This window comes from Streptomyces sp. NPDC088197, assembly GCF_044741185.1.
Taxonomy (GTDB): domain Bacteria; phylum Actinomycetota; class Actinomycetes; order Streptomycetales; family Streptomycetaceae; genus Actinacidiphila.
The window spans coordinates 240,630-266,129 of sequence record NZ_JBIUSD010000009.1 but is presented as its reverse complement, the minus strand read 5'-3'; the positions used below and the strand labels follow the sequence as shown (position 1 = coordinate 266,129).

General features: G+C 71.7%; 24 protein-coding genes. 7 read left to right on the top strand and 17 right to left on the bottom strand.

What is annotated here, in order from left to right:
* Positions 1-11: 11 nt before the first annotated feature.
* Positions 12-650 carry a CGNR zinc finger domain-containing protein gene (locus tag ACIOC1_RS23005; protein ID WP_401856200.1) on the top strand — a complete coding sequence of 213 codons (639 nt, stop codon included), beginning with the start codon at positions 12-14 and terminating at the stop codon, positions 648-650.
* A 9-nt stretch (positions 651-659) separates the two neighbouring features.
* On the opposite strand, the gene ACIOC1_RS23000 is transcribed toward ACIOC1_RS23005, so the two are convergent.
* The 15 genes from ACIOC1_RS23000 to ACIOC1_RS22930 all read right to left on the bottom strand — a co-directional run bounded on the left by ACIOC1_RS23000 (position 660) and on the right by ACIOC1_RS22930 (position 13,916).
* A complete protein-coding gene (locus ACIOC1_RS23000) occupies positions 660-1,265 on the bottom strand; it encodes a hypothetical protein (RefSeq protein WP_401856199.1) in 606 nt (201 codons plus the stop codon).
* A complete protein-coding gene (locus ACIOC1_RS22995; protein ID WP_401856198.1) occupies positions 1,262-1,807 on the bottom strand; it encodes a hypothetical protein in 546 nt (181 codons plus the stop codon). The genes ACIOC1_RS23000 and ACIOC1_RS22995 overlap by 4 nt, the downstream gene beginning before the upstream one ends.
* An 86-nt stretch (positions 1,808-1,893) precedes the next feature.
* A complete protein-coding gene (locus ACIOC1_RS22990) occupies positions 1,894-2,289 on the bottom strand; it encodes a hypothetical protein (RefSeq protein ID WP_401856197.1) in 396 nt (131 codons plus the stop codon).
* A gap of 28 nt (positions 2,290-2,317) precedes the next feature.
* The gene (locus ACIOC1_RS22985) at positions 2,318-3,655 is read right to left on the bottom strand and encodes a hypothetical protein (RefSeq protein ID WP_401856196.1); all 1,338 of its coding nucleotides are present in this window, start codon (positions 3,653-3,655) and stop codon (positions 2,318-2,320) included.
* A gap of 5 nt (positions 3,656-3,660) precedes the next feature.
* Positions 3,661-3,936: a hypothetical protein gene (locus ACIOC1_RS22980; RefSeq protein WP_401856195.1), complete on the bottom strand. Its 276-nt coding sequence runs from the start codon at positions 3,934-3,936 to the stop codon at positions 3,661-3,663.
* A gap of 136 nt (positions 3,937-4,072) precedes the next feature.
* Positions 4,073-7,147: a BTAD domain-containing putative transcriptional regulator gene (locus ACIOC1_RS22975; protein WP_401856194.1), complete on the bottom strand. Its 3,075-nt coding sequence runs from the start codon at positions 7,145-7,147 to the stop codon at positions 4,073-4,075.
* Positions 7,148-7,308: 161 nt separating this feature from the next.
* A complete protein-coding gene (locus tag ACIOC1_RS22970) occupies positions 7,309-7,800 on the bottom strand; it encodes a Tad domain-containing protein (protein WP_401856193.1) in 492 nt (163 codons plus the stop codon).
* 3 nt (positions 7,801-7,803) lie between these two features.
* On the bottom strand, positions 7,804-8,247 hold the full coding sequence (locus tag ACIOC1_RS22965; RefSeq protein WP_355337501.1) for a TadE/TadG family type IV pilus assembly protein: 444 nt from the start codon (positions 8,245-8,247) through the stop codon (positions 7,804-7,806).
* A 4-nt stretch (positions 8,248-8,251) separates the two neighbouring features.
* A complete protein-coding gene (locus ACIOC1_RS22960; RefSeq protein ID WP_355337498.1) occupies positions 8,252-8,770 on the bottom strand; it encodes a TadE family protein in 519 nt (172 codons plus the stop codon).
* A 20-nt stretch (positions 8,771-8,790) separates the two neighbouring features.
* Positions 8,791-9,039, bottom strand: a complete 249-nt coding sequence (locus ACIOC1_RS22955; RefSeq protein WP_355337495.1) for a hypothetical protein — start codon at positions 9,037-9,039, stop codon at positions 8,791-8,793.
* A 100-nt stretch (positions 9,040-9,139) separates the two neighbouring features.
* Positions 9,140-10,051, bottom strand: coding sequence for a type II secretion system F family protein (locus tag ACIOC1_RS22950; protein ID WP_391162464.1), 912 nt, complete (start codon positions 10,049-10,051; stop codon positions 9,140-9,142).
* The gene (locus tag ACIOC1_RS22945) at positions 10,048-11,124 is read right to left on the bottom strand and encodes a type II secretion system F family protein (RefSeq protein ID WP_401856192.1); all 1,077 of its coding nucleotides are present in this window, start codon (positions 11,122-11,124) and stop codon (positions 10,048-10,050) included. Before ACIOC1_RS22945 ends, ACIOC1_RS22950 begins: the two co-directional genes overlap by 4 nt.
* Positions 11,124-12,431 carry an ATPase, T2SS/T4P/T4SS family gene (locus tag ACIOC1_RS22940; RefSeq protein ID WP_391162465.1) on the bottom strand — a complete coding sequence of 436 codons (1,308 nt, stop codon included), beginning with the start codon at positions 12,429-12,431 and terminating at the stop codon, positions 11,124-11,126. Before ACIOC1_RS22940 ends, ACIOC1_RS22945 begins: the two co-directional genes overlap by 1 nt.
* Positions 12,428-13,231, bottom strand: coding sequence for a hypothetical protein (locus tag ACIOC1_RS22935; RefSeq protein WP_391162466.1), 804 nt, complete (start codon positions 13,229-13,231; stop codon positions 12,428-12,430). Before ACIOC1_RS22935 ends, ACIOC1_RS22940 begins: the two co-directional genes overlap by 4 nt.
* Before the next feature lie 19 nt (positions 13,232-13,250).
* Complete coding sequence (locus ACIOC1_RS22930; protein WP_355337480.1) at positions 13,251-13,916, bottom strand: hypothetical protein; 666 nt, start codon at positions 13,914-13,916, stop codon at positions 13,251-13,253.
* 506 nt (positions 13,917-14,422) lie between these two features.
* On the opposite strand from ACIOC1_RS22930, the gene ACIOC1_RS22925 reads away from it, so the two are divergent.
* Entirely contained in the window at positions 14,423-18,961 is a 4,539-nt protein-coding gene (locus ACIOC1_RS22925; RefSeq protein WP_401856191.1) for an FtsK/SpoIIIE domain-containing protein, read from the top strand.
* A gap of 39 nt (positions 18,962-19,000) precedes the next feature.
* Here the strand turns inward: ACIOC1_RS22925 and ACIOC1_RS22920 are convergent, their stop codons facing one another.
* Positions 19,001-19,507 (bottom strand): hypothetical protein, encoded by a 507-nt coding sequence (locus tag ACIOC1_RS22920; protein WP_401856190.1) that lies wholly within the window; start codon positions 19,505-19,507, stop codon positions 19,001-19,003.
* A 287-nt stretch (positions 19,508-19,794) separates the two neighbouring features.
* Here ACIOC1_RS22920 and ACIOC1_RS22915 point away from each other — a divergent pair, with 287 nt between their 5' ends.
* The 5 genes from ACIOC1_RS22915 (at position 19,795) to ACIOC1_RS22895 (ending at position 24,258) form a co-directional block, all read left to right on the top strand.
* The gene (locus ACIOC1_RS22915) at positions 19,795-20,016 is read left to right on the top strand and encodes a hypothetical protein (RefSeq protein ID WP_317452509.1); all 222 of its coding nucleotides are present in this window, start codon (positions 19,795-19,797) and stop codon (positions 20,014-20,016) included.
* Positions 20,017-20,021: 5 nt separating this feature from the next.
* Complete coding sequence (locus ACIOC1_RS22910) at positions 20,022-21,365, top strand: putative T7SS-secreted protein (protein WP_355337470.1); 1,344 nt, start codon at positions 20,022-20,024, stop codon at positions 21,363-21,365.
* A gap of 166 nt (positions 21,366-21,531) precedes the next feature.
* Positions 21,532-22,413, top strand: coding sequence for a hypothetical protein (locus tag ACIOC1_RS22905; RefSeq protein WP_401856189.1), 882 nt, complete (start codon positions 21,532-21,534; stop codon positions 22,411-22,413).
* Positions 22,414-22,570: 157 nt separating this feature from the next.
* A complete protein-coding gene (locus ACIOC1_RS22900; protein WP_401856188.1) occupies positions 22,571-23,470 on the top strand; it encodes a hypothetical protein in 900 nt (299 codons plus the stop codon).
* On the top strand, positions 23,467-24,258 hold the full coding sequence (locus ACIOC1_RS22895; RefSeq protein ID WP_401856187.1) for a hypothetical protein: 792 nt from the start codon (positions 23,467-23,469) through the stop codon (positions 24,256-24,258). Before ACIOC1_RS22900 ends, ACIOC1_RS22895 begins: the two co-directional genes overlap by 4 nt.
* 117 nt (positions 24,259-24,375) lie before the next feature.
* On the opposite strand, the gene ACIOC1_RS22890 is transcribed toward ACIOC1_RS22895, so the two are convergent.
* Complete coding sequence (locus tag ACIOC1_RS22890; protein ID WP_401856186.1) at positions 24,376-25,374, bottom strand: alpha/beta fold hydrolase; 999 nt, start codon at positions 25,372-25,374, stop codon at positions 24,376-24,378.
* Positions 25,375-25,500: the final 126 nt, after the last annotated feature.

Sequence of the window (25,500 nt, the reverse complement as noted above, 5' to 3'; positions counted from 1 at the left end):
GAGTGGCCCGTATGACCGCGAACGGCATCGACGCCTACGCCCCGGCCCTGGACGGCGGCCGTGCTCAGCCGCGTTTCCGCGAGGGCGCCGGGCGGCTGTGCCTCGACTACCTGCGGACACTGCGCTACCGGGGCACGCCCGCGGTCACCGAGGAGCTGGCCGATCCGGAGGCGCTGATCGCCTGGGTACGGCAGTGCGGCCCCTGCTCCGACGTACCCGCCACCCCGCCCACACCCGCCCGGCTGCGCGAGGCCCGCGCCTTGCGCGAGGCGGTCCACGCGCTGGTCAGCGCCGCCATGGCCCCCGGCAGGGAACCCGGCGCGGCCCCCGGCTCCGGCCTCGGCGACACCGCCCGCGCCCGGCTCAACCGCGCCGCCGCCCACGCCGTCCCCGCCCCCCGCCTCGCCCCCTCCGGCGACCTCCAGTGGCGCGCGGACGACCCCCTCACCGCGACCCTCGCCCTGATCGCCCGCGACGCCCTCGACCTAGCCGCCACCCCCGAACTGCTGCCGCGCCTGCGCCCCTGCGCCTCCCCGACCTGCGGCGCCGTCTTCCTCGACCAGTCCCGTCCGGGGACGCGGCGCTGGTGCTCCATGGACGTGTGCGGCAACCAGGCCAAGAAGACGGCGCTACGGGCGCGGAGCGCGTAGCCGGTGACGTCAGGGGCCGAAGTGCAGGGCCCGCGCGAAGGCGTCGATGTCGTCCATCGCCCGGAGCACCCGCCCCGGATCGGGCGCCGCCGTCATCACCAGCACGTCCGCACCGTGCTCGGGCACGCGCCACGCGTAACGGAGGCCGATGGTGATGTCGTTGTCGTCCGGGTCGACGAAGTAGCGCATCACGCGGATGCCGGTGCCCAAGTGCTCACTGCCGAAGTCCTCGACGATCGGCGGCTCCACGGCGTACTCCGCGTCCGCGTGGGTGAGCTCCCGCAATTCGCCGGGCAGTTCGCCCTCGATGTCGAACTCCGCCCAGTACACGGCCAGCGGATTCCCGCGCGGGCCGTCCAGGTGGAAGTGCAGCCCGTACCCCGGATAGACGCGCGGATACCGCTCCATCCCGTACGTCAGCGCCTCGGCCAACTCCCTTACCTCGCCGGGGCCCGGCGTCAAGGCGCTGTCCTCCCAGTGCGCCTCGGCCATCACCCGCGCGTACGCGGCGGCGTCCGGGAACTCCCCCTCGCTCCCCGGCACCGGCCACCGCGGCGGGACCCACACCCACCGCGAACCGTCCACCCGCCGGGCGTCCAGCCGGCTCCCGCTCACGCGTAGCTCCAACGGAACGTCGTCATCAGCGCGTCGAACAACTCGGCCAGCGCCCTGGTGAATTCGCTGCCCGGATCCCCGTCCCCCACCGTCGAGAACGCCACCGCGAGCCACCGCCCCGCGCCCTGCCTCGGCATGGGGACGACGTAGTCGACATGCCGTGCACACGTCTCCACCGGTTCGCTCTCGCGGAGGGCCGGCGGCTCCACGTACTCCCACCGCACGCCCAACGTCCCCGCCACCTCCCGCACTTCCCCCGGCTCCCCGCCCCGCTCCTCCCCCACCAGCCGCCCCAACACGGCCTCCGCCCCCGTCTCCTCCCCCGCCCACTCCCCCGCCACCTCGGCGACCACGAACGACGCCCCCATCACCAGCCCCGCCCGCGCCTTCACCGGCACATACAGATCCAGCCCACCCCCCGCCCTCGCCTCCCGCGCCATCCCCTCCACCCTCCGGCGCACCTCCGCCCGAAACGCCATCCCCTCATCCCTCGGCACCCCCGCCGGAATCCGCTCGATCCCCCGAAACACCTTCTCGTCCAACGCCGTCGCGGTGCCCGCGCGCAGAGGGATCCGGGCCCAGCCCGGGGGCAGCACGAGGGTGTACCCGACGGGGGTGGTCGCGGCCGTCACCGGGCCGCCTCCGCCGGGGGTTTGCGGCGCAGCCGCACTTTGGCAAGCCAGGCGGTGGCTGGAGCCAGCAAGGGGATGGGCGCGAGGTAGACGATGCCGGTCGACGCGACCGCCAAGGCGTTGAACATGGCTCCGAGCCAGATATAGGCGAGCACGCCGGAGGCCCAGCCGCGAATGCGGAACAGGCCGAACATGCCGCACCACACGAATAGTTGTCCGGTAGCCGACAGCGACAACGTCTCGACGGTGAAGGTGAACCTGCTCGGGCGAAGTAGCGGCGCTGTGACGGCTAACAGGCCAAGCCCAGCAAACGGCACCACGCCTCCAGTCCGAATCAACCTGTCGCTACGTGCCAGGACAGGATCGCCATTCGCGTTGCTCACGTAGAACACGTGGACCTCGTCATCCCGCGCGGCACAGTCACCATGCCGAGCCAACCTCTCTCGTATACCGATCCTTGAAGGCTCCGTACGGACCGTAGTCCGGCTTCTCCGGCAGGGCGTCGCTGTCACCAACGGCTTTATCCGCACCGTCCACGGCGGTGGCCGCAATCCACGTTCCCTGGAACGTGCCCTTGTAGCCCTCAGCCCCCTGGCTGGCCCGCTGCACAGCGGCACTCTCCGGATACGCGGCCCGCATCCGGACCACGTCCTTGTAGAGATTCGCCGTCTCGCGGTCGCCTCCGACAAGCACCGCCTCTCGTTGGGAAGCCTCAGCCATCGGGGTGGCAGCCTCCTCCACGGCCGCGTTGCGACCGGCCCGCTCGGCTGCGGCTTTAGCGATGTTGCGGACGTGGCGGGCCCTGGCACGCGCCGCTGCTGTGGAGCCGCGACGGTTGACGGTGGCGGACGAGCGGTCGAGAACGGACCGGGAGGCCCGCGTGGCGGTGACGGCGGCCCGCTCGTCGGCAGCGGCTTGAGCGGCGAGCTTCGTCGCGGCACGTACGTCTTTGAGACCGTTCAGGGCGGCGCCCCCGATGCCCATCGTCAGCAGGCCGAAGATGTCCATGCCGACGTCGAGCCAGGAGCAGTCGCCTGCGGCGGCGAGGGCGATGTGTCCCGCTAGGACGCCGACCGCGAGCCAGACGGCGAGACCTGCGATCCAACCGGCGGGGGTGGTGAAGATCGCGACGATCGCGATGACGGTGGCGACCCAGCTCATCACATCCGCGACAAGCGAAATCGCCCCCTTCACCCCGTCGATCTCGTTCTTGCGCCGCTCCCACCAACTGTCCTTGATCTTGTCGTTGATCTCGTGCCGGATACGCGCCGCGTAGTGCGACGCCCGCTCGTCGCGGTGGGCCTCGACCCTGGTCAAGGAGCGGCGGTGCCTGGCGAGCGGGTCGTCGCTGGAGCCGGAACCGGAGCCCGGGCCCGAGGCAGATTCGGTGTCCTCAGGGGGAGCCGCCTCGGCGTCGGCGCGTGCGCCTCGCAGGATGCGGTCGGCGTCGGACTGGATGGCCTCCAATTCGCCGGCCCAGGCGGTGAGATGGCCGTGGACGCGTTCGTAGCGGCCGGCGGTCTCGCGGAGGTGGACTTCCAGTTCGCGGGCTTCGTCGCGGAGTTTGGCGGCGTAGCGGCCCTTGAGGCCGTCGCCGGCGCCGATGACCTTGAGGTCGGCGGCCTCGGCTCTGAGCATGCCCGCGAGGTGCTTCATGTGGGCGACCTCGTCGCGGATGGACTCGGGGTCGCCGGGGGTGGGATCGGTGTCGGTGAGGGGGTGCCAGTCGCGCGGGCGCGGCCTGGTGGTCGTCGCCACGGGGGTCAGCCGCTCTTGGCGAGGTGTTCGTCGGTCTGCTTGAACGTCTCGCGGGCCGCGCCGACGAGTCCGCCGACGGACTCGATGCCGCCGACGAGCTTCTTGCGGTACCACGCCCAGTTGTTGACGAACGCGTCCATCGCGCCCGCTACCGCGCCCGACCCCCAGATGTGGTGCAGGTCGTCCCGATGGACCTTGATGCTCTTGAACTCGAAGTGCAGCTTCGTCAACAGCCGCTCCGAATCGGCGAGCACCTGATCCGTCACAATGAGGTCCGCCATCCTCGTACCCCGACCACCCTCGTTGTCGCCGTCATATGCCGTTACCTACGGACTGACAACGACCCCGATCCGCCTCGGGGTTACGGGTGAATCGGATTTGACGGCGCGCGGCGCGTAAGGCAGTGCCTTCCGAGGGTCAGTTGGCGATGCTGCCGCGCCATTCGGGGAGCAGTTCGTCCAGGAGGGCTTCGACGCGGGGCGGGAGGCCGCGGCTGGGGCCGCTGAGGGAGTCGCTGCGGGCGATGAGGGAGTTGGCGGCGGCCTGGAGGCGGGCGGGGTCGCCGGTGGCCTGGGTGGCGCGGAGGAGTTCGAGCCAGAGGCGCTCGTCGTTGGGGGAGACGACCAGGGCCGCCTCGATGGCCGCGACGGCCGCCTTCGGCTTGGCCGCGTCGAGGTGGAGGGCGGAGAGCGCGAGGGCGATCTCGGCGACGAGGACGGGGTGTTGGGCGTCGACTATCTCGTGGGAGAGCCAGCCGTAGCGGCCCGCGGTGCGGTCCTGGAGGAGCGGGCCGCGGGCCAGCGAGAGGGCCTGGGTGAGCAGGCGGCGGCGGGCGGTGGGGTCGGAGGCGGCGCTGCCCTCGGTGGACTCGTGGTGGAGGGTCTGGAGGACGTCCCAGTCGGAGACGACGGAGGAGGCGAGGACGATCCGGCCGGTGTCGTCGATGGTGAGCCGGGCGATGCCGCCGGGGTCGGTGCCGAGCCAGTCGCGGAGGCGTTCGACGAGGGCGTCGCGTACGTCCTCGGTGACGCCGCGCGGCCAGAGCGCGGAGGCCAGGACGCGGGGGTGGACGCCTTCGCGGTGCAGGAGGAGCAGGGCCAGGGCCTCGTGGAGGAGCTGGCTGCGCTCGGCGGACGGCTCGTCGACGCCGACGAGTTCGAAGGAGCCGAGCAGGCGCGCGTACACGCCGGGCCGTCCCTGGTCGGAGAGGTCCACCATGAACGGCGGGGCGTCGGGGCCCGATCCGGGGCCGTCCTCGCCGCCCGCCTCGGCGAACAGCCGCAGCACGGCCTGGTATTGATCGGCGGGCAGCACCTGCGCTTCGAGGTCGAGGCCGAGCAGCGGGGCGAGCAGCCGTCCCGCGGAGGTGATCTCCAGCTCCCAGGCGGCGCCCGGCATGTCGGGACGGCTGGAGGCGACGAGGTAGCCGATGCCGAGCCGGCCCGCGTCGGAGGCGAGTTCGGCCAGCCGGTTCGCCTCCTCCTCGGTGGGCTCGGCGGCGAGCAGGACGAGGTGCGGTGCCCATTGGGTGTGCTGGGCGCGGCCGGTGCGGCCGGTGAGGACGCTGTCCTGGCCCGCCGTACGCAGGGCGCCCGCCCGCTGCGCGGTCTCCGCGGACATCGTCTCGATGACCTCGGGCACGTCGGCGAGGTGCCGGACGCGGGCGGGGGCGAGGGCCGTGAGGTCCTCGGCGAAGCCGACGAGGGTGACGGTCATCCGGTCCGACCAGCCGTTGGTGGCCAACTCCGAGGCGACGGAGGCCAGTACGGCCTCGCGGTCGGCGGCGGCTCCGGACAGCGAGACGATGCCGGGCACCGCTTCGAGGTTGAGCAGCAGCCGCGCGCCGTCGAGCGTGCCGAGCGCGACCAGGCCGGGGTACGGGGCCGCCGCCGACACGTCCGCGTCCTCGGTGAGGTCGGCGCGGTCGAGCCGCCAGAAGGTCTGGTCCTGGCCGAGCTGCCAGGGGGCCGGCGGCTGGCCCTCGGGCCAGGCCAGTTGCAGGTGCAGGGCCTCGTCGGTGAGCCACGCGGCGTAGACGGTCGGGAGCTTGAGGCCCTCGGCGTCGAGGCGGCCGGACAGCGCGCGCAGCGCGCGGTCGAGGAAGGCGACGGTGTCCTGGTCGGCGCCCACGCGCAGCGCGTCGGCGGCGTCGGCCTGCGGCCCGGTGGGGGTGCGCGGCGTGCGCAGGCCGCCCGCGGTGACCGACTGCCACAGGGCCGTACGACGGCGGCGGCCGAGCGCGGCGAGCAGGCCCGCGGCCAGCAGCGGGGCGGCGATCAGCGCTTCGGACAGGTCGAAGCCGTGCGAGTGGGAGGAGGAGTTCGCGGTGAAGGCGGCGGTGGGCCCGTGCTCGGGTGCCGTCTCGGCGTGGGCCGGGGTGGTGACGGCCGCGTGGCGACCGCCGGACCCGCCCGTACCGCCCGTACCCGTACCGCCCGTACCCGTACCGCCGGGGCCGGTCTCGGCGGACGCGCTGTCGGTGGAGCCGGAACCGCCCGATCCGCCGCCCTGGGCGCCGGTCCCGCCGCCGCCCTGCTCGGCCGCCGCGTGCTGGGCGGAGGCGTGCGCGCCCTCGGCCGCGGTGTCCTTGGCGCCGCCGTGCTCGGCGTAATGCTGCACGTCGGGCGCGACGTGCGTGGCCGCGACGGGCATCTCCACGAGGTCGCCGCCGTGCGCGTCGGAGGGCATCTCCATCACCCAGCCGGGCCGGATGAGGCTGGCCTGCGACAGCTTGGAGCCGTCCGGCTGCACGCGGTCCTTGTTGAGCTGGTAGATCTCGTTGTACCTGCGGCCGTCGCCGAGGTGGCGCTGCGCGATCTCCCACAGCGAGTCGTGGTGCCGGCCCTCGGGCGGCTGGATCCGGTAGAACTTGGTGTCCTTGTGCGCCGACTGACCCGCGCTCTGGTGCGATCCCGCCGCGTGCTGGGCGGCCTGCTGATGCGGTACGGCGGCGCTGACGGTACGTGCCTGGTGCTGCTGGCCGGGGGTCTGCTGCGCGGTGGCGGCCACGCCCGGCCGCGCCTGGCTCTCGTGCTGGTTGCCCTGGCCGAGTTGGGACAGACCGGGGACGAGGCCCGCGGTGCTCACGCCGACGAGCAGCAGCGCCGCGATCAACTGCCGTGCCAGCAACTGGCTCGGGCCCGCGCCCGGCACCCGGCTCGGCATGCCCACGCCGGAGACCGCCGCCTTGGTCTCGACCAGCACGCACGCCGTGAACTGCGCCCAGGCCAGCCATACGATCACGGCAAGTGTGTTGACGAACGTCTCGCTGGTGATGGGCTGTTGCACCAGGTCGGAGTCGAAGTGGTGCGGGAACGGCGACCCGATGAAGTACAGGAGCGCGCCCGGCACCCCCACCACGAGCACGGCGAGCGCCAGGAACGCGCCGAGCGCGCGCACGAAGTCGCCGAACGTACGGTGCCTGCGCGGCGGGCGCGCCGCCGCCCCACCCTGCTGCGTACGGTTACGTCCCGTGGCGGTCGTGCGTGCCATGGCTGCTTCCTCTGCCTTCGGTTGGAGCGGCTGGTGCTTCGGCTGAACGGCTGGTGCTGAACGGCTGATGCTGAACGACTGGTGCTGTACGGCTGGTGCTATACGGCTGGTGCTATACGGCTGGTGCTGTACGAATGCTGCTAAGGGCTGCTTGTCACGGACTAGTTGGCCGGTCCCGTGACGGACTCGGCCGCCGCCGTACCGTGGACGACGATGTTGTGGTCGTAGAAGAAACCGGTGAGCATCGGCTCATACGTGAGCTGGACGGTCACCTCCACCCGGTTGGGCAGGGCGGAGGTGCAGTAGGAGGCCATGACGTCGGCCGGGCTCAGCCCCGACTGCTCGGCGAAATTCCTGACCCTGCCGGTGCAGGCCCCGGTGTTGATCACGGGCTGGGTGCCCGCGGGAGCGTTGCGCAGCGCCTCGACGTCGATGTCCTGGGCCGCGTAACGGGCCGCCTGCTCGGCTATGTCGGCGGCGCGCTCGCGCTTGGAGATCGACAGTCCGCCGTCGACGACGAAGGCGGCGAGCGCCATGAACACCACGGCGAAGATAAGCATCGCGGCGGTGCCGGAGCCGCGGTCGGGGCGGCGTACCACCCTCCGCGCCACCCTTCCTACGAGGCGCCGTACGACGTGCCGTGTCCGGTGCATCGGTCACTCCGCCCGTCGGTACGGGTCGAGCGGTGAGGCCGCCGTCGACGTGATCGTCTTGTTGATCTTGAGGCCGAGCGAGGCGAGGCCGCGGATGGTGCAGCTCACCTCGACCCTGAAGAGGGTGTCGGCCTCGAAGCCCTCGCTGGTCTTCTTCACCGACAAGGTGCCGGCCACGCAGGTGTCGCCGAGGTCCGCCCGGGCCGCCGCGATCGCCTCGGACATGGCGACGCCCTGACTGCGCTGGATCGACCCCGCACGGGCGGCGTCCCTGGCGGCGCCGTCCACCGCGCCCCGGCCGTCGACGAGTTGGCCGAAGGCGACCAGGATCAGGATGAACAGGATCATGATCGGGGCGAGGATCACCACCTCGATGGTGGACAGCCCTCCGTCGGCCCGCTCCCCCACCCGTCTGGTGCGCAGTGCGGTTCGCAGTCGGGTACGCATCGGATCAGCCCCCGTTGTCCGGTACGAAGCGCTCCACCGGCCCCTGGGAACTCTCGTTCACCTTGAAGTGGAAGCCGGGGAAGATGGTCGGTACGTCGGCCGTGACGCGCACGCCGACCGTGGCCGCGTCCGGCTGCAAGGACGTCACCTTGCGGCCGTCCAGCAGATTCGGTCCGAGCTGGTCGATACGGTCCTCGGCCGCGCTGGTCGCCTTACCCGACCAGCCGCCGGGATCGGCGTCGGCCTCCGCCCGCGCCTTGCGGGCACCGGCGTGCGCGGCCGCCTGCGCGACATGGTCGGCGAAGGAGTACAGACCGAACTGCACCGTCGCGAAGATCATGAAGAACAGGACCGGGGTGAGGAAGACGAACTCGATCGCGGTCATCCCGCGGTCATCGCCGGTAGGCGCCCCCGCGCCGCTTACCGCTCTCGTGCTCGTACGGCTGCCCACGCCGCTGTCGCCGCGGGCGGCGTCCAGCCTGCGGCGTACGGCGTGGTGCAGCGCGTCGATTCGTCGTTCCATCACGGATATCGGTCCCGGCCTCAGCAGGTCTTGCTGTCCGTGGTGTTCGAGATGCAGTTGCCGACGTCCGATGCCTTGCCCTTGAGGGCGCCGTTGATGATGACGGCGACCACGCCGACGACGGTGACGACCACCGCGGAGATGATCACCCACTCGACGGCGGAGGCACCGCGGGACAGGCCCTCGGAACGGGCGCGCTCGACGCGCCCCTTGAGGAAGGTGAGAAGGAAGTCGACAGCCGGATGGCTGACCTTGGGCAAGCGGTTCATGGTTCAAGTCCTCTCGACTCGACGCTCGGCGTTTCGATGACAGTGGTGCTCAGGAGGGACGGTGACGATCGGAGACAGTGGTGCTCAGAGACGTTGGTGGTCAGACCTGGAACACGCGCATCGCGGCGGGAAAGATCAGGAAGACCAGGAAGCCCGCGCACAGCAGGAGTTGCGCGACGAGCATGGACTGGGACTTCTCGCCCGCGGATCCCTCGATCTCGGCGAGTTCCCGGTGCCGCATCGTCTCGGCGCGCGAGGCGAGCGACTCGCGGACCTTCGCGCCGTCGTCGGCCACCAGGCCGAGTGTGACGGACAGGTCCCTCAACTCCTCGACGCCCAGCTCGTCGCCGAGTCTGCCGAGGGCCACCCACTGGCTGGTGCCGGTGATCCGGGCATCGGCCAGGCAGTTGCGGATACGGGTCAGGGCCCAGCCGTCGCTGATCTCGGCGGCGGCCATCAGGGCCTCGGGCAGACCGCGGCCGCCCGCGAGGTTCATCGACACCAGGTCGAGGTAGGCGCCGATGACCCGGCGCAGGTCCTTGCGCTTGTCGGCGGCGTCGCGGCGCACTTCGAAGTCCGGCAGGAGGAAGAAGACGCCGCCGCAGATCAGGGCCATCCAGACCGGGATCACGGGGTTGCTGCCCATGCCGAGCTGCCAGATCACGGCGAAGAGGAACGGCCCGAAGATCACACCGGCCGCGGCCAGGATGATCTTCGTGGCCAGGAAGTTCTCCCAGCTCCGGTCGAGCACGGCGAGGTCGGCGCGGAGCGAGCGCTGCTCCCAGCCCTGCTGGAGGTAGAAGGTGGCGACCCGCTGGCCGACGCGGCCCTTGAAGTCGGTCGGCGCGGAGTGCGCCGGTCCGCTGCTGACCGGGCCCGCGGCGCGCATCGCGTCGATCTGCGCCACCGTGTGCACGGCGCTGCGCTTGCCAGGCATGAGCGCCCGGATGAGGACGAAGACGCCGAGGCCGACGGCCGCGCCGACCAGGCAGGTGAAGAGGATGTTGTTCATCGTGCCGCCCCCTGACCCGGGATGGCCTGGCCCGGTACGCCGCCGTGGCCGGGCACACCGCCGCGGCCAGGTGCCGTCGCGTGGCCGGGTGCGGCGTGCCCCGGCGCTCCGTGACCCGGCAGCGGCTGGCCGGGGGTCGCCTGTGCGTGGGCGCCGTGGCCGGGCGGCACTCCGATGCGGTCGGCGGCCGAAACGCGCTCCGGCTCATGGACCAGGAACCGGTCCGGCGTCTCGATGTTCGACAGCTTCCGCAGCCACCAGAATCCGGCCGCGAACAGCGCGCACACCAAGGTGAGTACGGCCTGGCCGATCGCCGTGCCGTACGGCTCGACGAAGCTGCGGTTGAAGATGGCCAGACCCAGCACGAAGGCCACGGACACCACGACGACGATCTGCACACTGCGCCGGGTGCTCGCGCGCTGCGCCATCACGCGCTGCCGCATGTCCACTTCCTCGCGGGCCGACTTGGCGAGCGCGCCGAGCACTTCGCGCAGACCGGGTCCGCGCAGGCGGGCGTTGAGGATGAGCGCGGCGATGATGATGTCGGCCGACGCGTCGTTGATCTCGTCGGCGAGGTGCTGGAGCGCTTCCGGCAGCGGGGTGCGCGACCTGAGGCGGTCGACGAGCGACGACAGGTGGCCGCGCAGTGCGGGTGCGGCGGCGCGGGCCGAGGCGGGTATGGCCTGTTCGAGGCCGACGGCGCCCGCGATGGTGTCGCGCAGCGACTCGGTCCAGGCCGCCAACGCCTCGACGCGCTTCATCGCGGCGCGTTCCTCCGCCGCGCCGCCGAAGAGCTTGTCCCAGGTGAAGACCAGCACGGCGGTGGAGACACCGAGGACGGCCCAGCGGGTCAGGCCGAGGACGACGAGTCCCGCGACGATGGCGAGCGAGCCGCGCTGCGACAGGAAGCGCATGAACTCCGCCGCTTTGTCGCCGGACGACTCACCCGGCGCTGTCGCACCGGGCTTGGGCGCCCAGCCGCGCATCGCGAGGACGAACAGCGCGATACCGCCGCCGACGGCGGCTCCGGCGAGCAGTCCGTAGAGCACGGACAGGGAGAAGATCCCGGTCATTACCGCCACACCCCCGTGGGCTGGTAGCCGTTGGCGAGGAGTTCCTCGAGGCAGGAGATCGGGGCGTGGGGCAGTGCCACGCCCTCCCGCCCCTCGGCGAACACCTCGCTGGACAGTACGCGGCCGTCCACGCCGTTCACCTCACGGACGGAGGTGACCACACGGCGCAGGGTGCCGCCGCGCTGGAAGTCGTTGCGTCGCTGCACGAAGACGACGAAGTCGATGGCGCCCGCCACCAGCATCTGCGACGCCTCGACCGGCAGCCGCTCGCGCGCCTGGAGTGCGTAGGTGGAGATGCGGTTGAAGACCTCGGCGGAGCTGTTGGCGTGAATGGTGGACAGGGAGCCGTCGTTGCCCTGTGACATCGCGTTGAGCATGGTGACGATCTCGTCGCCGAGCACCTCACCGACGATGACGCGCGAGGGGTTCATGCGCAGCGAGCGGCGGACCAGCTCGGCCATCGAAATGGCGCCCTGGCCTTCGGAGTTGGGCAGCCGCTCCTCGAACGCCACGACGTTGGGGTGGATCTCGGGGAACTGGTCGAGGCCGAGTTCCAGCGCGCGCTCGACGGTGATCAGGCGCTCGTGCGGCGGGATGACGTTGGCCAGCGCGCGCAGCAGCGTCGTCTTTCCGGCGTTGGTGGCGCCGGCGATCATCACATTCTTACGGGCGAGGACGGCGGCCGACAGGAAGGAGCCCAACTCCGGGGTGAGCGTGTAGTTGCCGACCAGGTCGGAGAGGAAGACCTTGCCGAGGCGGGCGCGGCGGATGGACAGCGCGGGGCGGCGCGTGACGTCCATGACGGCGGAGAGCCGGGAGCCGTCCGGGAGCCGCAGGTCGAGTTGCGGGTTCGCGGAGTCGAAGGGGCGCGAGGACAGGCCGGAGTACGCGCCGAGCACCTGGATCAGCTCGATGAGTTCCTCGTCGGACTCGGCGACCGGCTCGACCTGGAGCTCGCGGCCGTCGGAGTAGCCGACGAAGACCTGGTCGCAGCCGTTGATGTCGATGTTCTCGACCTCGGTGTCGTCGAGCAGCGGCTGGAGCCTGCCGACGCCGAAGAGCGCGGCGTGCACGGCTGCCGCGTACGCCTCCTCGGCCTGCGCGTCGGGCGGGGTGCGGCCGAGGTTGATCTCGGCGCGGGCGTAGTCCTCCAGGATCTGCGCGATGATCGCCCGCGCGAACTGCCGCTCGTCCTCGGGTGACATGGCGGGTTCACCGGTCACCTGGTCCAGTCGGCGCTGTTCCGAGATGCGGTCGCCCGCCTCCTGCCGGAACCGCTTGACCAACTGGTGGTCGACGGTGCTCATCGGAGCACTCCGTACCGGTGCGGTACGTCGGCGGTGATCTGCCGGGCCGAGCGGATCAGCAGGGACTTGTCCAGGCGGCCCCGGCGGCGGCCGTTGAGGGTGTCGGCGCCCGCCGTGTCGTGGGCGAGGGTGCCGACGACCCGTGCGGAGATCTGCGAGGCCACCAGCATCTCGTTGACCTGGCTGGCCTGTCGGGCGCTGTGGCTGGGGTCGGTGATGAGCACGATGCCGATCGGCGGGTGGCCGAGCGCGGCGGCGGCGCCGCGCTGCGAGCCGTGCAGTTTGGCCGACAGCGCACCGGCCCTGTCCCGTACCCGCGCGAGGTGTTCGGGTTCGGTGCGGGCCACCAGGAGGACGAGGGCGGCGTGCGAGAAGAGGTCGAGGGTGGGCGAGTCGGCGCCGATCCGGCCGCAGTCGGCGATCACGTCGGCGGCGCCGTTGGGCGACTCGGCGAGCGTGGCGAACGCCTGGCCGAGCATCGGCCACAGTCCGGACAGACCGGCGGCCTGTTCGGCGCTGCCGATGCCGACGAGGACGTCGAGTCCGCCGGCCAGCGGCTGGGCGTGGTCCCACAACTGCTCGGCGGCCAGGCCGCGTCGGGCGGTGGCGGCCAGCGAGAGCAGGCCGGTGTTGGGGTCGAGCATGCCGCCGTGCGCGGCGGGTGAGCGGTAGACGAGGTCGCCGCCCGCCGGGTCGGCCTCCGCCAGCAGGACACGGCGCGGCCAGACGGCGGCGAGCGCGACGGCGCTGGTGGTGACGCCTGGTGAGCCCTTGTCCGCGGCGATTGCGATCAGTGCCATGACGTATTCGCCCGCTCGCTCAGTTCTTGCTGTCGGGCATGAGCACGAGCGCCACTTCGTTCGCCGCGGCGGCGAGGGTGAGTTTGCCCGCGACGGAGGAGTCCGCGATCACGGTGACCAGGGTGTCGCCGCCACCGAGCCCGGAGGAGTCGGACTTCACGGACTTGATGATCAGGCTGTCGCTGATCAGCGTGTTGGCGCTCGCTCCGCCGCTGTCGCCCGAGGAGCCGTTCTGCCCCTTGGCCGCGTCGTTCCCCACCAGATACGCGGCGACGGTGTGGCCGTTGGCGAGACCGTCGGGGAACACGCCCTGCTTGAGGGAGAGTCCGACCAGCGACTTCCCGGCCGGGAGGGCGCTGCTGTTCGTCACCATCTCCTTGACCAGGACGGAGCCTTTGACGATGTTCGTGGACGCCCGGTAGTTCTTCTCCAGGTCGCCGCGCTGCTTCCACAGCACGAAGTTGACCCCGGAGTCGTCGGAGACCATGACCTCGCGGAGCGCGGAGGCGGGAATCCGGTCCCCGACCGGGATGTCCTGGTCGATCTTCACGACCGAGATCTTGTTCCCCGCGCGCATGACCATCACGGTGGCACCGAGCGCGCCGACGAGAATGAGCAGCACGGCCAGTGCGGCCAACGCGGGTTTGCGCTCCCGCGACACTGTCGGCAGCCGCTCTCCGCCCATCGGCGCCCCATGCATGGGCGCGGATCCGGACTGACGGCTGTTACTGCCGCCGCCCGCAGCGGAACGTTCTCTGGTCCTCACGTCACTGCCCCCGTCGAGCCGGCGTGCTTCTTCGAAATCGGTTGCGTGGGGAGAGACTGCCGCGCTCCTGTCCGGCGACAGCCCGCAGGCCGATGTCAAGTCACCGCACGCTATCAGCGCCTTACAAACACCCTCAAGGCGCATCCCGTGACAAGCGACTCACAGCCTTGCAACAGAACGGAACGGCTTCCGTGACATGCCCACGCTCGGGCCGCACGCTACCCCACCCGCCCCGTCCACCCCTCTTCCCTCCGGCCTGAGGACCACTGTCCCACCCGCGACGGGGGCCGTGTCCAGCCCTGTTCCCGGCCTGTGGATAAACCGGTGCAGGTTATCCACAGGCCGGGCACCTGAGGCCCCACGACCGGCCTCCAGCGGATATCGTCCTGAGAAACCAAGTCGAATCCGGGGGAACGAGGAACGTCGTGCGTCTGTCGTTGACCGTGGTCGACCCGCTCGGCGGGGACCGCGCCGATGTTGTGGTGGAGACCGAGTCCGCGTCGACCGTCGCGGATGTCGCGCGCGAGCTCGGACGGAAAGTCGGCGGAGGCGGCGCGGAGATCATCTCGATCTCCGGTGGCCCCTCGCGCGCGCCCGGCTCGCCCGCGGTGTACGTGGACGGGTACGCGGTGGACCCGAGTTGGTCGGTGGCCCAGTCACCGCTGCGCGAGGGCGCGGTAGTCAGCCTCTACGACCCGGCGGGCTGCCTGCCGGGCGAGCCCGCCGGTGTGGTCGAACTGCGGGTCGCGGGCGGCCCGGACGCGGGCGCGGTCCACCGTCTGGGCATCGGCAAGGTGGAGATCGGGCGCGGTGCCTCGTCCCGCATCCGCATCGACGACTCGGAGTTGGCGGAGCGCGCCGCGGTGCTGACCGTGGGCATGGGCGGCACCTGCCAGGTCACGGTCGGCGGCGACACGAAGGAATGGCCGCTCGGCGACCAGCTCTCCCTCGGCAACAGCCTTCTGGAGCTTGGCCCCTATATCCCGCCGAACGCGGCGCTGCATCCCGGCGAGGACGGGGCGACCTACGACTACAACCGTCCGCCGCGGCTGTCACCGCCCGAGCGGACCACCGTCTTCCGGCTGCCGACCCCGCCGAAAGAGCCGGCCGGACGGCCGCTGCCGTGGCTGATGGCGGTCATGCCGCTGCTCATGGCCGTGATGATGGCCTTCATGATGCACCGCATGATGTACCTGTTCATGGCGGTCGTCAGCCCGATGGTCATGGTCGGCAACCACTTCATGGACAAGAAGAACGGCCGTAAGTCGTACGCGAAGACGGTCACCGAGTTCCGCGAGCGCAAAGAACGCATCGAGCAGGACGCCAACAAGGCGCTCGACCTCGAACGCAAGGACCGGGCCGCGGCCTCGCCCGACCCGGCGACCGTGCTCAACACCGCGACGGGGCCGCGCACCCGGCTGTGGGAGCGGCGGCGCGGCGACGCCGACCACCTGCTGATCAGGGTCGGCACGGCGAAGCTGCCGTCCGAGGTGATCCTGGACGACCCGGAGCAGGAGGAGCACCGCCGCAAGGTCAACTGGGAGATCGACGACGCCCCGGTCGCGGTGGAGTTGCGCAGGCTCGGCGTGATCGGTTTCGCGGCGCCCGGCGACGACGCGCGGGCGATGGGCCGTTGGGCGGTGGCGCAGATGGCGACGCTGAGCAGCCCGATGGATGTGCAGTTCTATGTGCTCACCGAGCAGTCGGGGCAGCAGAGTTGGGACTGGGTGCGGTGGCTGCCGCACTCGCGGCCGACCGACGGGCAGGACGCCAGCGCGCTGCTGGGCACGGACGCCGAGACGGTCGCGGCGCGGGTCGCTGAGCTGACCTCCATTCTGGACGGACGGCAGAAGGCGAAGCAGAAGGCGGGCAGCGCGGCCAATCACGCGGCCTTCTTCAAGGACCCGGACATCGTGGTGATCCTCGACGGGTCGCGACGGATGCGGTCGCTGCCCGGTGTGGTGCAACTGCTGCGCGAGGGCCCAGGTGTCGGGATGTTCGCCATCTGTCTGGACTCCGAGGAGCGCTTCCTGCCCGGCGAGTGCCAGGCCGTGGTGATTGCGGAGTTCGAGGCGCCCGCCGTGGACGCGACCGTCGCTTCCGTTCCGGAGACCGCCGCGGCGGCCGCGCCCCGGCAGGGCGGCTTTCCCTCGGTGAACGCCTGGTACGCGGGCGCGCAGCAGGCCCAGGCGGTGGCGGCGGAACCGGCCTCCGGCGCCTTCCGGTTGCGCGTCGAGCAGGCGGGGGTGGCACGCATCCGCAAGGTGCGGCCCGACCTCGTCTCGCCCGCCTGGTGCTCCCGGCTGGCCCGCTGCCTGTCGCCGATCCGGGACATCAGCGGTGACGCCGAGGATTCCGCGATCCCGTCCGCCAGCCGCCTGTTGGACGTCCTGGAGATCGAGCCGCCGACGGCCGACGCCATCGCCTCGCGCTGGCGGCTGAGTCCGATCTCCACCCAGGCGGTGGTCGGCGAGTCCTACGACGGTCCGTTCGCGATCGACATCCGCAAGGACGGGCCGCACGGCCTGATCGCGGGTACGACCGGTTCGGGTAAGTCGGAGCTGTTGCAGACCATCGTGGCCTCGCTCGCGGTGGCGAACACCCCCGAGGCGATGACGTTCGTGCTCATCGACTACAAGGGCGGCTCGGCGTTCAAGGACTGTGTGCAACTCCCGCACACCGTCGGCATGGTGACCGACCTCGACGCCCACCTGGTGGAGCGCGCGCTGGAGTCGCTGGGCGCGGAGCTGAAGCGGCGCGAGCACATCCTGGCCGAGGCCGGGGCCAAGGACATCGAGGACTACACCGACCTGATGCGGCGCCAGCCCGAGCTGAAGCCGATGCCGCGGCTGCTGATCGTGATCGACGAGTTCGCCTCGATGGTCCGTGAGCTGCCCGACTTCGTCACCGGTCTGGTCAACATCGCCCAGCGAGGCCGTTCGCTGGGCATCCACCTCATCCTCGCCACGCAGCGGCCGAGCGGTGTCGTCTCGCCGGAGATCCGGGCCAACACCAACCTGCGGATAGCGCTGCGCGTCACCGACGGCAGCGAGTCCTCCGACGTCATCGACGCCCCGGACGCGGGCAACATCTCCAAGTCCACTCCGGGCCGCGCCTATGTGCGGCTCGGCGCGACCTCGCTGGTCCCCTTCCAGTCCGGCCGGGTCGGCGGACGGCGGCCGGGCGCGGTCGAGAACGTGACGGTGGCGCCCTGGGTGGGCATCGTCGACTGGTCGCAGCTCGGCCGTTCGGCCCCCCGCCGCCCCGCGGGCGCCAAGGGCGAGGAGGACGAGATCACCGACCTGAAGGTGCTCGTCGAGGCGATCTGCGAGGCCAACGAGCGGATGGCGATCCCGCCGCAGCACAGCCCGTGGCTGCCCGCGCTGCCCGACAGTCTGCTGCTTGACGAGCTGCCGACGCCGGTCGCCGCGGGGGCGCTGCCGCCCGCCGCGTACGGCATCGAGGACCTGCCCGCGCTCCAGGCACGGCGCCCGGTGGCCATCGACTTCCACACCTTCGGCCACCTGTTGGCGGCGGGCGCCCCGCGCTCCGGCCGCTCCCAGCTCCTGCGGACGATCGCGGGCTCGCTGGCCCGTACGCACTCCACCGCGGATCTGCACCTGTACGGCATCGACTGCGGCAACGGCGCGCTGAACGCGCTGACGAAGCTTCCGCACTGCGGCGCGGTCGTGGGCCGTGCGCAGTCGGAGCGGGCGATCCGGCTGATCGGGCGGCTCAAGGCGGAGATGACGCGCCGTCAGGAGCTACTGGCCGGTGACGGGTTCGCGGACATCGGCGAGCAGCGCGCGGCGGTGACCACCGAGGAGGAGCGGCTGCCGCACATCGTGATCCTGCTCGACCGCTGGGAGGGCTGGACGCCCTCGCTCGGCGAGCTGGACCACGGGGCGCTCAGCGACGAGCTGTTCATGTTCCTGCGGGAGGGCGCCTCGGTCGGCATCCACCTGATCATCACCGGTGACCGCACGTTGATGGCGGGCCGGATCTCCACGCTCACCGAGGACAAGATCGCCTTCCGGCTCGCGGACCGCTCGGACTTCTCGCTGATCTCGGTCAATCCGCGCAAGGTGCCGGACGAGATCCAGCCGGGCCGCGCGTACCGGGCGGAGTCCGGTATCGAGACGCAGGTCGCGCTGCTCACCGACGACTCCACCGGTCAGGGCCAGGCCGCGGCGCTGGCCGCGATCGGCGCCGCCGCCACCGAGCGGGACGCGGCGCTGCCCAGGGCGCGGCGGCCGTTCCGGGTGGACGTGCTGCCCTCGCGGCTGTCGTTCGCCGACGCGTGGGAGATGCGCGACACCGACGCGGCGCGCAATCCGCTGTGGGCGCTCGTCGGCGTCGGCGGCGACGAACTCACCGGCTACGGGCCCAACCTGTCCGACGGCCTGCCCGCGTTCGTCATCGGCGGCCCCGGCAAGTCGGGCCGCTCGACGCTGCTGCTCACCCTCGCGCGCAGCTACCAGCAGCAGGGCGTGAAGCTGGTCGTCGCGGCTCCCCGCCCGTCGCCGCTGCGTGAACTGGCGGGCGCTGAAGGGGTGTTGCGGATGTACACCGACAGCGACATACCCGCCGACGACCTGGGCAAGGCGCTGGAGGAGGCCGAGGGCGGCCCGGTGGTCGTCATGGCCGACGACGCGGAGCTGCTGCGCGACTGCGACGCCAAGGATGTGCTGAAGGAGATCATCGCCCGCGGTTCCGACCACGGCCGGGCCGTGGTCATCGCGGGCGGCGAGGAGGACATCTGCTCGGGCTTCTCCGGCTGGCAGGTCGACGCCAAGAAGGCGCGGCGCGGTGTGCTGCTCTCGCCGCAGCAGACCATGAGCGGTGAACTGATCGGTACTCGGTTGAGCCGCAGCAGCGTCGGCGGGCAGGTCACGCCGGGCCGGGCTCTGCTCCACCTCGGCGACGGTGAGCCGCTGACGGTGACGGTGCCGCTGACCACCTGAGCGACCGCCGTGGGGACCGGCGGCCTGACGGGCCGCCGGTCAGCTGCTCGGCAGTCCCGTGCGGGAGAAGGTGTCGGTCGGGCCACCGGTCCAGCGCACGGTGAGGGTCTTGCCGTCGCCGGTCAGTTCGCCGCGGCCGGAGGTGCGTTCCTTGTCGCCGTCCATGCAGGTCAGCGTCAGGCCGAGGCCGCCGCGGTCGGTGTAGGTGCCGCCGCACAGGTGGCTGCTGGTCAGCCCGGCCTTGCCCTTGCCGAGAACGAGTTGGACCTTCGTCGAGCCCTGCGTCGCCAGCCAGACGCCCTCGACGCCCTGCGTCGAGTCGCCGCCGACGACGGAGGAGGCGGTGGGACCGCCCGACGCCCCCGGCTCGGCCGACATGCTCGCCGCCGTGCCCGGAGTGCCGGTCGCGGACGCGCTCGCGCTCGCGCTCGCGGGCGGCGCCTTCTTCGCCTCGTTCCCGCCGCCACTGCCGCACCCGCTCACAGCGAGTGCGGTGACGACCGCCACCGCGGCGATTCCCGCTCCCGTGGACGTACGACGAAGCACCTGAACTCCCCCATGTCGCTGTCTGGACCCGGCGTCGGCAAGCTACCAGCAGGTCCCCGAAGCAGGCGTGGGTGAATCCGCGCACACACGCGACTGCCACAGGACCGTGACCAGTGGGCCATCGACGGCCCGCATACGCCTAATAGAGTAGGGGCCCTGAGATCCGCACGCGGCCCGCGGAATCTTACGTAATGCCGAGAAAGGGTTGATTTTCCATGGGGGACTTGCAGATCAACGGGACGGTGATGGGGGACTTGCGAAAGACGTTCTCCACCATTGCGGACCGAATGGACACGGTGAGCCGGGCGATGGGCAATGCCAACGGCGAGTCGGTCGGCGCGCCCAAGCTGATAGACGACGTCCACGACTTCGCCGACGACTGGCACTACGGCATCAAGCAGATCGGCCAGCACGCCGACACCGCGGTCCACATGATCGACCAGATCGGCAAGACCTTCGACGACGCCGACCTGCAACTCGCCAACTCCCTCAAGACCGGCGGGAAGTGACGGGCGTGACGCGCAGCTTTCCGCATCTGGGCTTCGACCCCACGCCCGGGGACGTCGAGCGCACCCGCTCACTGGCCCGGCAGATCGGTGATGTGCACACCGAGTTGAGCACCACGGTCTCCGAACTGGGCCGGCTCGACTGCGGTTACTGGAAGGGCGAGGCCGCCAGGGCCTTCATTTCTCACATCGACAGCGATGTCACCCCGTTGATCAAGAAAGCGCACGACTCCTTCGGCCGCGCGTCCAGCGCGCTGGGCCGCTGGGCCGAGCAGCTCCACGGCTTCCAGGCGGAGGCCGACACGCTGGAGCGGGAGGCCGCCACCAAGCAGGGCACACTCGACCACGCGAAGACCGCGGCGGGCATCCCCACGGACAACAGCGTTCCGCACCCGCAGCCTCAGGCGTCCCCCGACCCGGACCCGGCTGCCGCGGCCGACGCGAAGAAGAAGCAGCAGGCCGTCACCGACGCGAACAACGCGCTGGACGGCGTGCGCCACCGCGCGGAAGAGCTGCACAACCGTTTCACCAGCGCCGCCAACGCGATCAGCCACGACCTGGACAAGGCCGGTGACATCGCCCCGGACAAGCCGGGCCTGTTCAGCCGCATGGTGCACGGCATCGAGGACGCCTGGAACGACACGATCCAGTGGGTCAAGGACCACGCCGACATGATCAAACTCATCGGCGACCTGCTCAGCGACCTCAGCGGCCTCCTCGGCGTGCTGGCCATCATCACCGCGCCCTTCGAGCCGCTGGGCGCGATCTTCGCCGCCGCGGCCGTCGTCACCAGCGCCGCCGCGCTGATCACCCACCTGATCGCCATGGCCGCGGGCGCCGACGTGAGCTGGATCAGCATCGGCTTCGACGCGCTGGGCGCGATACCCGGAATCGGCGCCTTCGCCAAGGGCGCCAAGGTCGCCGACGGAGCCATCGCCGCCACCCGCGCCGCCGAACTCGGCGAGGGATTCCGCGGAGTCACCACCATCAGCCGGAACTTCGTCGGCAAAGCGGGCGATTTCATCGCCGGCGGCAAGCAGATAAAGCTGTTCAAGAACGTCACGCTGGAGTTCGGCGGCCTCAAGACCGCCGGGCAGGTCATCTCCGACGGCAAGATCATCAATCGTATGCAGACGGTTTCCGAGCAGCTTTACCACGGTGGCCAGTTGATCGGTACGAAGGGCATCAAGATGGTCACCGGCGGCCGGGTGGCGATCGACGCGATGGGCAACGTGGGCCGCTCCATCGACGTGGGGCTCAAGCTCGCGCCGAAGCTCTACTCGATCCCGCAGCACATCGGCGAGGCCGTCCACCTCGGCGACCGCTTCGACCGGGCGGCCACCGCCAACTGACGACCGGCGCCGACCGGCGACCGCGTACGGTCGTATCCGCACGGCCGCCGCACGAGGACTCCACGGCGACGTCGACAGCGACCCCGCACAGTGACTCAGCACAGCGACTCAGCACAGCGACTCAGCACAGCGACTCCGCTCAGAGCCGACCGAAAGGCGCACGACGATGGACTGGTTCCCGGATCAGGACGAATCCACGCTGGTACGTACGCCGATCCGTTTCGCCACCGGGTACGCGCATCCGGTGGCGGGCTCGCGGTGGTTCCGGGACACCGAGCGGCGCGACATCCAGGCGGAGCTGCCGGGCTGGCCCGCCGGGCCGGAGTACACCCTGCACTCCAAGACGACGCAGAAGGTCGACCGGGTCGGCGGCGGGCTGCTCGGCGGCATCGTGACCGCGCTGCATGTCGCCGTCGAGGCGGTGACCGGCGGCAACTCGGTGCAGGTCGGCGGGGCGTCGCGGTCGGCGCCGCAGGACCCGGCGAACGAGTCCGAGGACTTCCCGGTGATGTGGGCCGCGCCGGGGACCGTCGCCCGTACCGTGCCGTGGCAGTTGGACCCCGCGCGCAGCGCGGAGCGCACCCGCGTGGACGCGGTCGTCACCGAACGCCGCTTCCTGCTGCTGGGCGTCGGGCCCGACCTCACGGCGTCCGCCACCGTCCTGTGGGAGACGCCCCGCGAGTCGGTGGGCGGCGCCGAGCAGTTGGCGTTCAGCGAGGGCGGGCACGATGTGCGCGTCACCTTCACCGACGGGTCGTGGGTACGGCTGTCCACCGGAGCGGCCGACAAATTCGCCGGGGTGCTGGCCGAGCGGCGCAAGCCGCTGCCCGAGTCCGAACTGACCGCGGGACAGCGCGAGCGGCTGGCCCGTTTCGTCGGCGAACTGCCCGCTGCGGCGCAGCCGCCGCGCGCCTTCCGGCTGGCCAGCGGCGCCGTCCTCGTCGAGTCCCAGGTCCCGGCGAAGGTCGGCAAGGGGCTGTTCGAGACCCACTCCGTCATCATGGGCGAGTCCGGCGAACCGGCCCGCCCGCAGCCCGGCGACCTCTGACCCCGACGCTCCTCGTCCGCCGTCCGAAGCCCCACCGCCCGAAACCCCACCGCCCGACGCCCAGCCGTCCAACGCCCCGCTGTCCAAGGCCCCGACGCCCGACGCCCCGACTCCCCTTGACGACCTCTGCCGTCCAGAACCTCTAGGCGAGACCACCATGACGACTCCCCCTCCGGACGCCACCACCCCGGAAACCCCCGCCGCGGCGGGCCCGACAGCCGCGGCGGACGACACCGGCCTCGAACTCCAGGCCGTCGAGATGTCGGACGTCCCCCCGCTGTCCTTCGTCGTCCCCGAGTCCTTCCACGGACTGCCGATCGCGGCCACCCCCGAGGAGCGCGCCGCGCTCGCCGAGGAGTTCGTACGGGAGATGTACCCGGAGGGCAACGACGACCTGTGGACGCCCGCCGCCCCGTACTACGCGGCGCTCGGCGAGGCGATGGGCGACCGGGGACTCGCGTACTCCGCGATGGGCCTGTTCTCCATCGACGAGGGCATAGCCCACTGCTCCTTCACTGTCGCCGCGATCGCCTCCGACCACCCCTCCCCCGAGGTCGCCGCGCTCGGCATCCGGGAGATCCTGGTCCGCGAGGAGACCAACGACGCCCGCTGGCTCGACCTGCCCTGCGGCCCCGCCGTCTCCTGCGTGACCCTGCGCGAATACGTCATCGGCGCCGAACTCACCGCCAGCGGCGAAGAGGTCAAGCTCCAGATGGGCCAGGTGCAGGTGTACGTGCCCTTCCCCACCGGCCCCTACACCGCGGTCTTCACCCTGGACACCGCGGCCGTCAACTACTGGGGCGAGTTCAGCGAGCTGACGATGGCCATCCTGCGCAGCGTCAGCTTCGCGGACGACGACGGCACCGTCGGCGACGGCACCGCAACGGTATCCGCGGCCGAGGGCGGACCCGCAAGCGGGAACGGGAACGGCCAGACCGTGACGCCGACCGGCCCCGGCGCAAGCACGGGCGCCGACACGGGCACGGGCCCCGGCACCGGCACCGGCACCGGCACCGGCACCGGCACCGGCACGACCTCACCGCAGGCCGACCGATGACGGCGCCGCTTCCCGGCACGCCCCAGGACCCGGAAGCGGCCGGACCCCCCACCGGACTCGCGGCCGGACCGCCCACCGGATTCGCCCGCGTGTGGGAAGCGGGCCGGATCGGCTCCCCGACCCGCGGCGCCGCCTGGGCACGCTGCGCCGTCACCCTGCTGTTCACCGTGCTCGCCACCGTCGCGGTCGCGATCGGCTGGTCGCACGCCACCTACGCGGGCTCCTTCGCCGTGGCGGGCGTCGCCCTGATCGTGGTGACCGCCTCGGTCACCATGGTGCTGACGCTGTACTGGCTGCACGGCTCCATCGGTCAGGTCATGTGCGGTTTCCTCCTTCTGCTCTTCTGCATGTTCGTCGGTGGTTACGCCGTCTCCAGCGCGCTGTTCGCGGCGCGCGGTGAGGTGTCCACCGGTGTGATCACCGAGTACACGAACCGCACGACGCTGCGTACGTCCTGGGAGTCGTGCCGGGTCCGGCTGGACAGCGGCGCCATGGTGGACCGGGAGATCCGCTGCGACCGGGCGTCGGTCGGCAAGCACGTCACCGTGACGCAGGACCCCTCCGGCATCGCCGCCCCCGCGTTCGGCGATCGCACCGACGGCTCGCCGGTCCTCTCCGGCTTCGTCGGCGGCGCCTTCCTCCTGCTCGTCCTCACGATCGTGCGCGCCACCGCCGTCGGTGAGCGCTACCGGCTGACCGGCGCCGCCAGCCCCGCCGAGGGCCCGAACCCCGGCTACTACCCGCGTCGGCTGGCCTCCCCCGACTACGGCTCCCGCGCCTCCGCCTGACCGACCGCCGACGCCTGCCCCACCGGCTGGGAGGCCGGGCGGCACCGCGGCCACCACCGCCTCCCGACCGGCACCCGCGACCCGCCGCCGGACGAACGCCCCCCGTACGCCCCGGCCTCAGCGGCTCTCCGCAGTCTGCGGCTCCGCCAGCGCGCCCCGCAGGAAGCCCTCGACCGCCTCGCACCACGCGTCGGGCTGGTCCCACGGGACGAGGTGACCGGCGTCCGGGATCTCCGCGTAACTGCCCCGGGGCAGCACCCGGACCATCTCCTGGGCCTCCGCGCGGCCCAGCTCGCCGTCGAGACCGCGGACGACGAGGGCGGGGCAGCCGACCCGCGCCAGCTCGTCCCAGTGGGCGTCACGTATCCAGGGGTCGCGGGAGCGCAGCAGATGGCGGGGCGCGTAGAGCGGGCGCCAGCCGTCGCCCCGCTCCTCCATGACCTCGGCGAAGAAGTCGCCCCTGGCCGGATTCGGCGGATCGGCCCACGGGTCCTCCACGCCGAACCACCGGCGCGCGTCGGCGAGCGTGTCGAAGGGCAGCGGCCAGGACCGCGTCCAGTCCTCCCACTCGCGCTGCCCGGCCTCGCCGAGCGCCGCCGCGCGCATGTCGCAGATGACCACCGCGGCCACGAGGTCGGGACGGCTCGCGGCGACCTGCCAGGCGGTGAGCGCCCCCATGGAGTGGCCGACCAGGGTGACCGGGCCGAGGTCGAGCTGTTCGACGGCGGCGACGGCGTCCGCCACGTACGCCTCCGGGGTGTACGGGCCCTCCGGCTTCGCGCTGCGTCCGTGGCCGCGCTGGTCGAGGGCGACGGCCCGGTAGCGCGAGGAGAGACGGCGGGCGGTCGGCGCCCAGTGCGAGGCGCGGCCGAGCAGGCCGTGCAGGAGGAGCACGCCGGGACGCCGGGCACCGGATTCGGGACCGGGCCCGGGACCGGCTCCGGAACGGGAAGGGGAGTCACGAGCGGAACGGGAAGCGGAATCGGCGCCGGAATCCACCTCGGCCGCGTAATCCCAGGCGGCGAGCCGGGCCCCGTCGGCCCCGATCACCTCGGTGCGCCGGGTCGTATGCCGCGTCGTGTGCCGAGCCGCCTGCCGCGTCGCGTGGCCGGCCATGTGCCCCACCCCCTTCCGTCGATCTCGTCCGTCCGGCCGCACGCTCGCGGCCGGCTCGTCCAGAACCCCCACGCTATCGAACTTTTATTCGAACAAGCTCGTCCCGCGCCCAACACCGCTCTTTCG

Coding starts and splice junctions, on each gene's coding strand:
- ACIOC1_RS23005 (WP_401856200.1), top strand. CDS start 12: ATGACCGCGAACGGCATCGACGCCTACGCCCCGGCCCTGGACGGCGGC.
- ACIOC1_RS22980 (WP_401856195.1), bottom strand. CDS start 3,936: ATGGCGGACCTCATTGTGACGGATCAGGTGCTCGCCGATTCGGAGCGG.
- ACIOC1_RS22975 (WP_401856194.1), bottom strand. CDS start 7,147: ATGGCACGCACGACCGCCACGGGACGTAACCGTACGCAGCAGGGTGGG.
- ACIOC1_RS22970 (WP_401856193.1), bottom strand. CDS start 7,800: ATGCACCGGACACGGCACGTCGTACGGCGCCTCGTAGGAAGGGTGGCG.
- ACIOC1_RS22965 (WP_355337501.1), bottom strand. CDS start 8,247: ATGCGTACCCGACTGCGAACCGCACTGCGCACCAGACGGGTGGGGGAG.
- ACIOC1_RS22960 (WP_355337498.1), bottom strand. CDS start 8,770: ATGGAACGACGAATCGACGCGCTGCACCACGCCGTACGCCGCAGGCTG.
- ACIOC1_RS22955 (WP_355337495.1), bottom strand. CDS start 9,039: ATGAACCGCTTGCCCAAGGTCAGCCATCCGGCTGTCGACTTCCTTCTC.
- ACIOC1_RS22950 (WP_391162464.1), bottom strand. CDS start 10,051: ATGAACAACATCCTCTTCACCTGCCTGGTCGGCGCGGCCGTCGGCCTC.
- ACIOC1_RS22945 (WP_401856192.1), bottom strand. CDS start 11,124: ATGACCGGGATCTTCTCCCTGTCCGTGCTCTACGGACTGCTCGCCGGA.
- ACIOC1_RS22940 (WP_391162465.1), bottom strand. CDS start 12,431: ATGAGCACCGTCGACCACCAGTTGGTCAAGCGGTTCCGGCAGGAGGCG.
- ACIOC1_RS22935 (WP_391162466.1), bottom strand. CDS start 13,231: ATGGCACTGATCGCAATCGCCGCGGACAAGGGCTCACCAGGCGTCACC.
- ACIOC1_RS22930 (WP_355337480.1), bottom strand. CDS start 13,916: ATGGGCGGAGAGCGGCTGCCGACAGTGTCGCGGGAGCGCAAACCCGCG.
- ACIOC1_RS22915 (WP_317452509.1), top strand. CDS start 19,795: ATGGACACGGTGAGCCGGGCGATGGGCAATGCCAACGGCGAGTCGGTC.
- ACIOC1_RS22905 (WP_401856189.1), top strand. CDS start 21,532: ATGGACTGGTTCCCGGATCAGGACGAATCCACGCTGGTACGTACGCCG.
- ACIOC1_RS22900 (WP_401856188.1), top strand. CDS start 22,571: ATGACGACTCCCCCTCCGGACGCCACCACCCCGGAAACCCCCGCCGCG.
- ACIOC1_RS22895 (WP_401856187.1), top strand. CDS start 23,467: ATGACGGCGCCGCTTCCCGGCACGCCCCAGGACCCGGAAGCGGCCGGA.
- ACIOC1_RS22890 (WP_401856186.1), bottom strand. CDS start 25,374: ATGGCCGGCCACGCGACGCGGCAGGCGGCTCGGCACACGACGCGGCAT.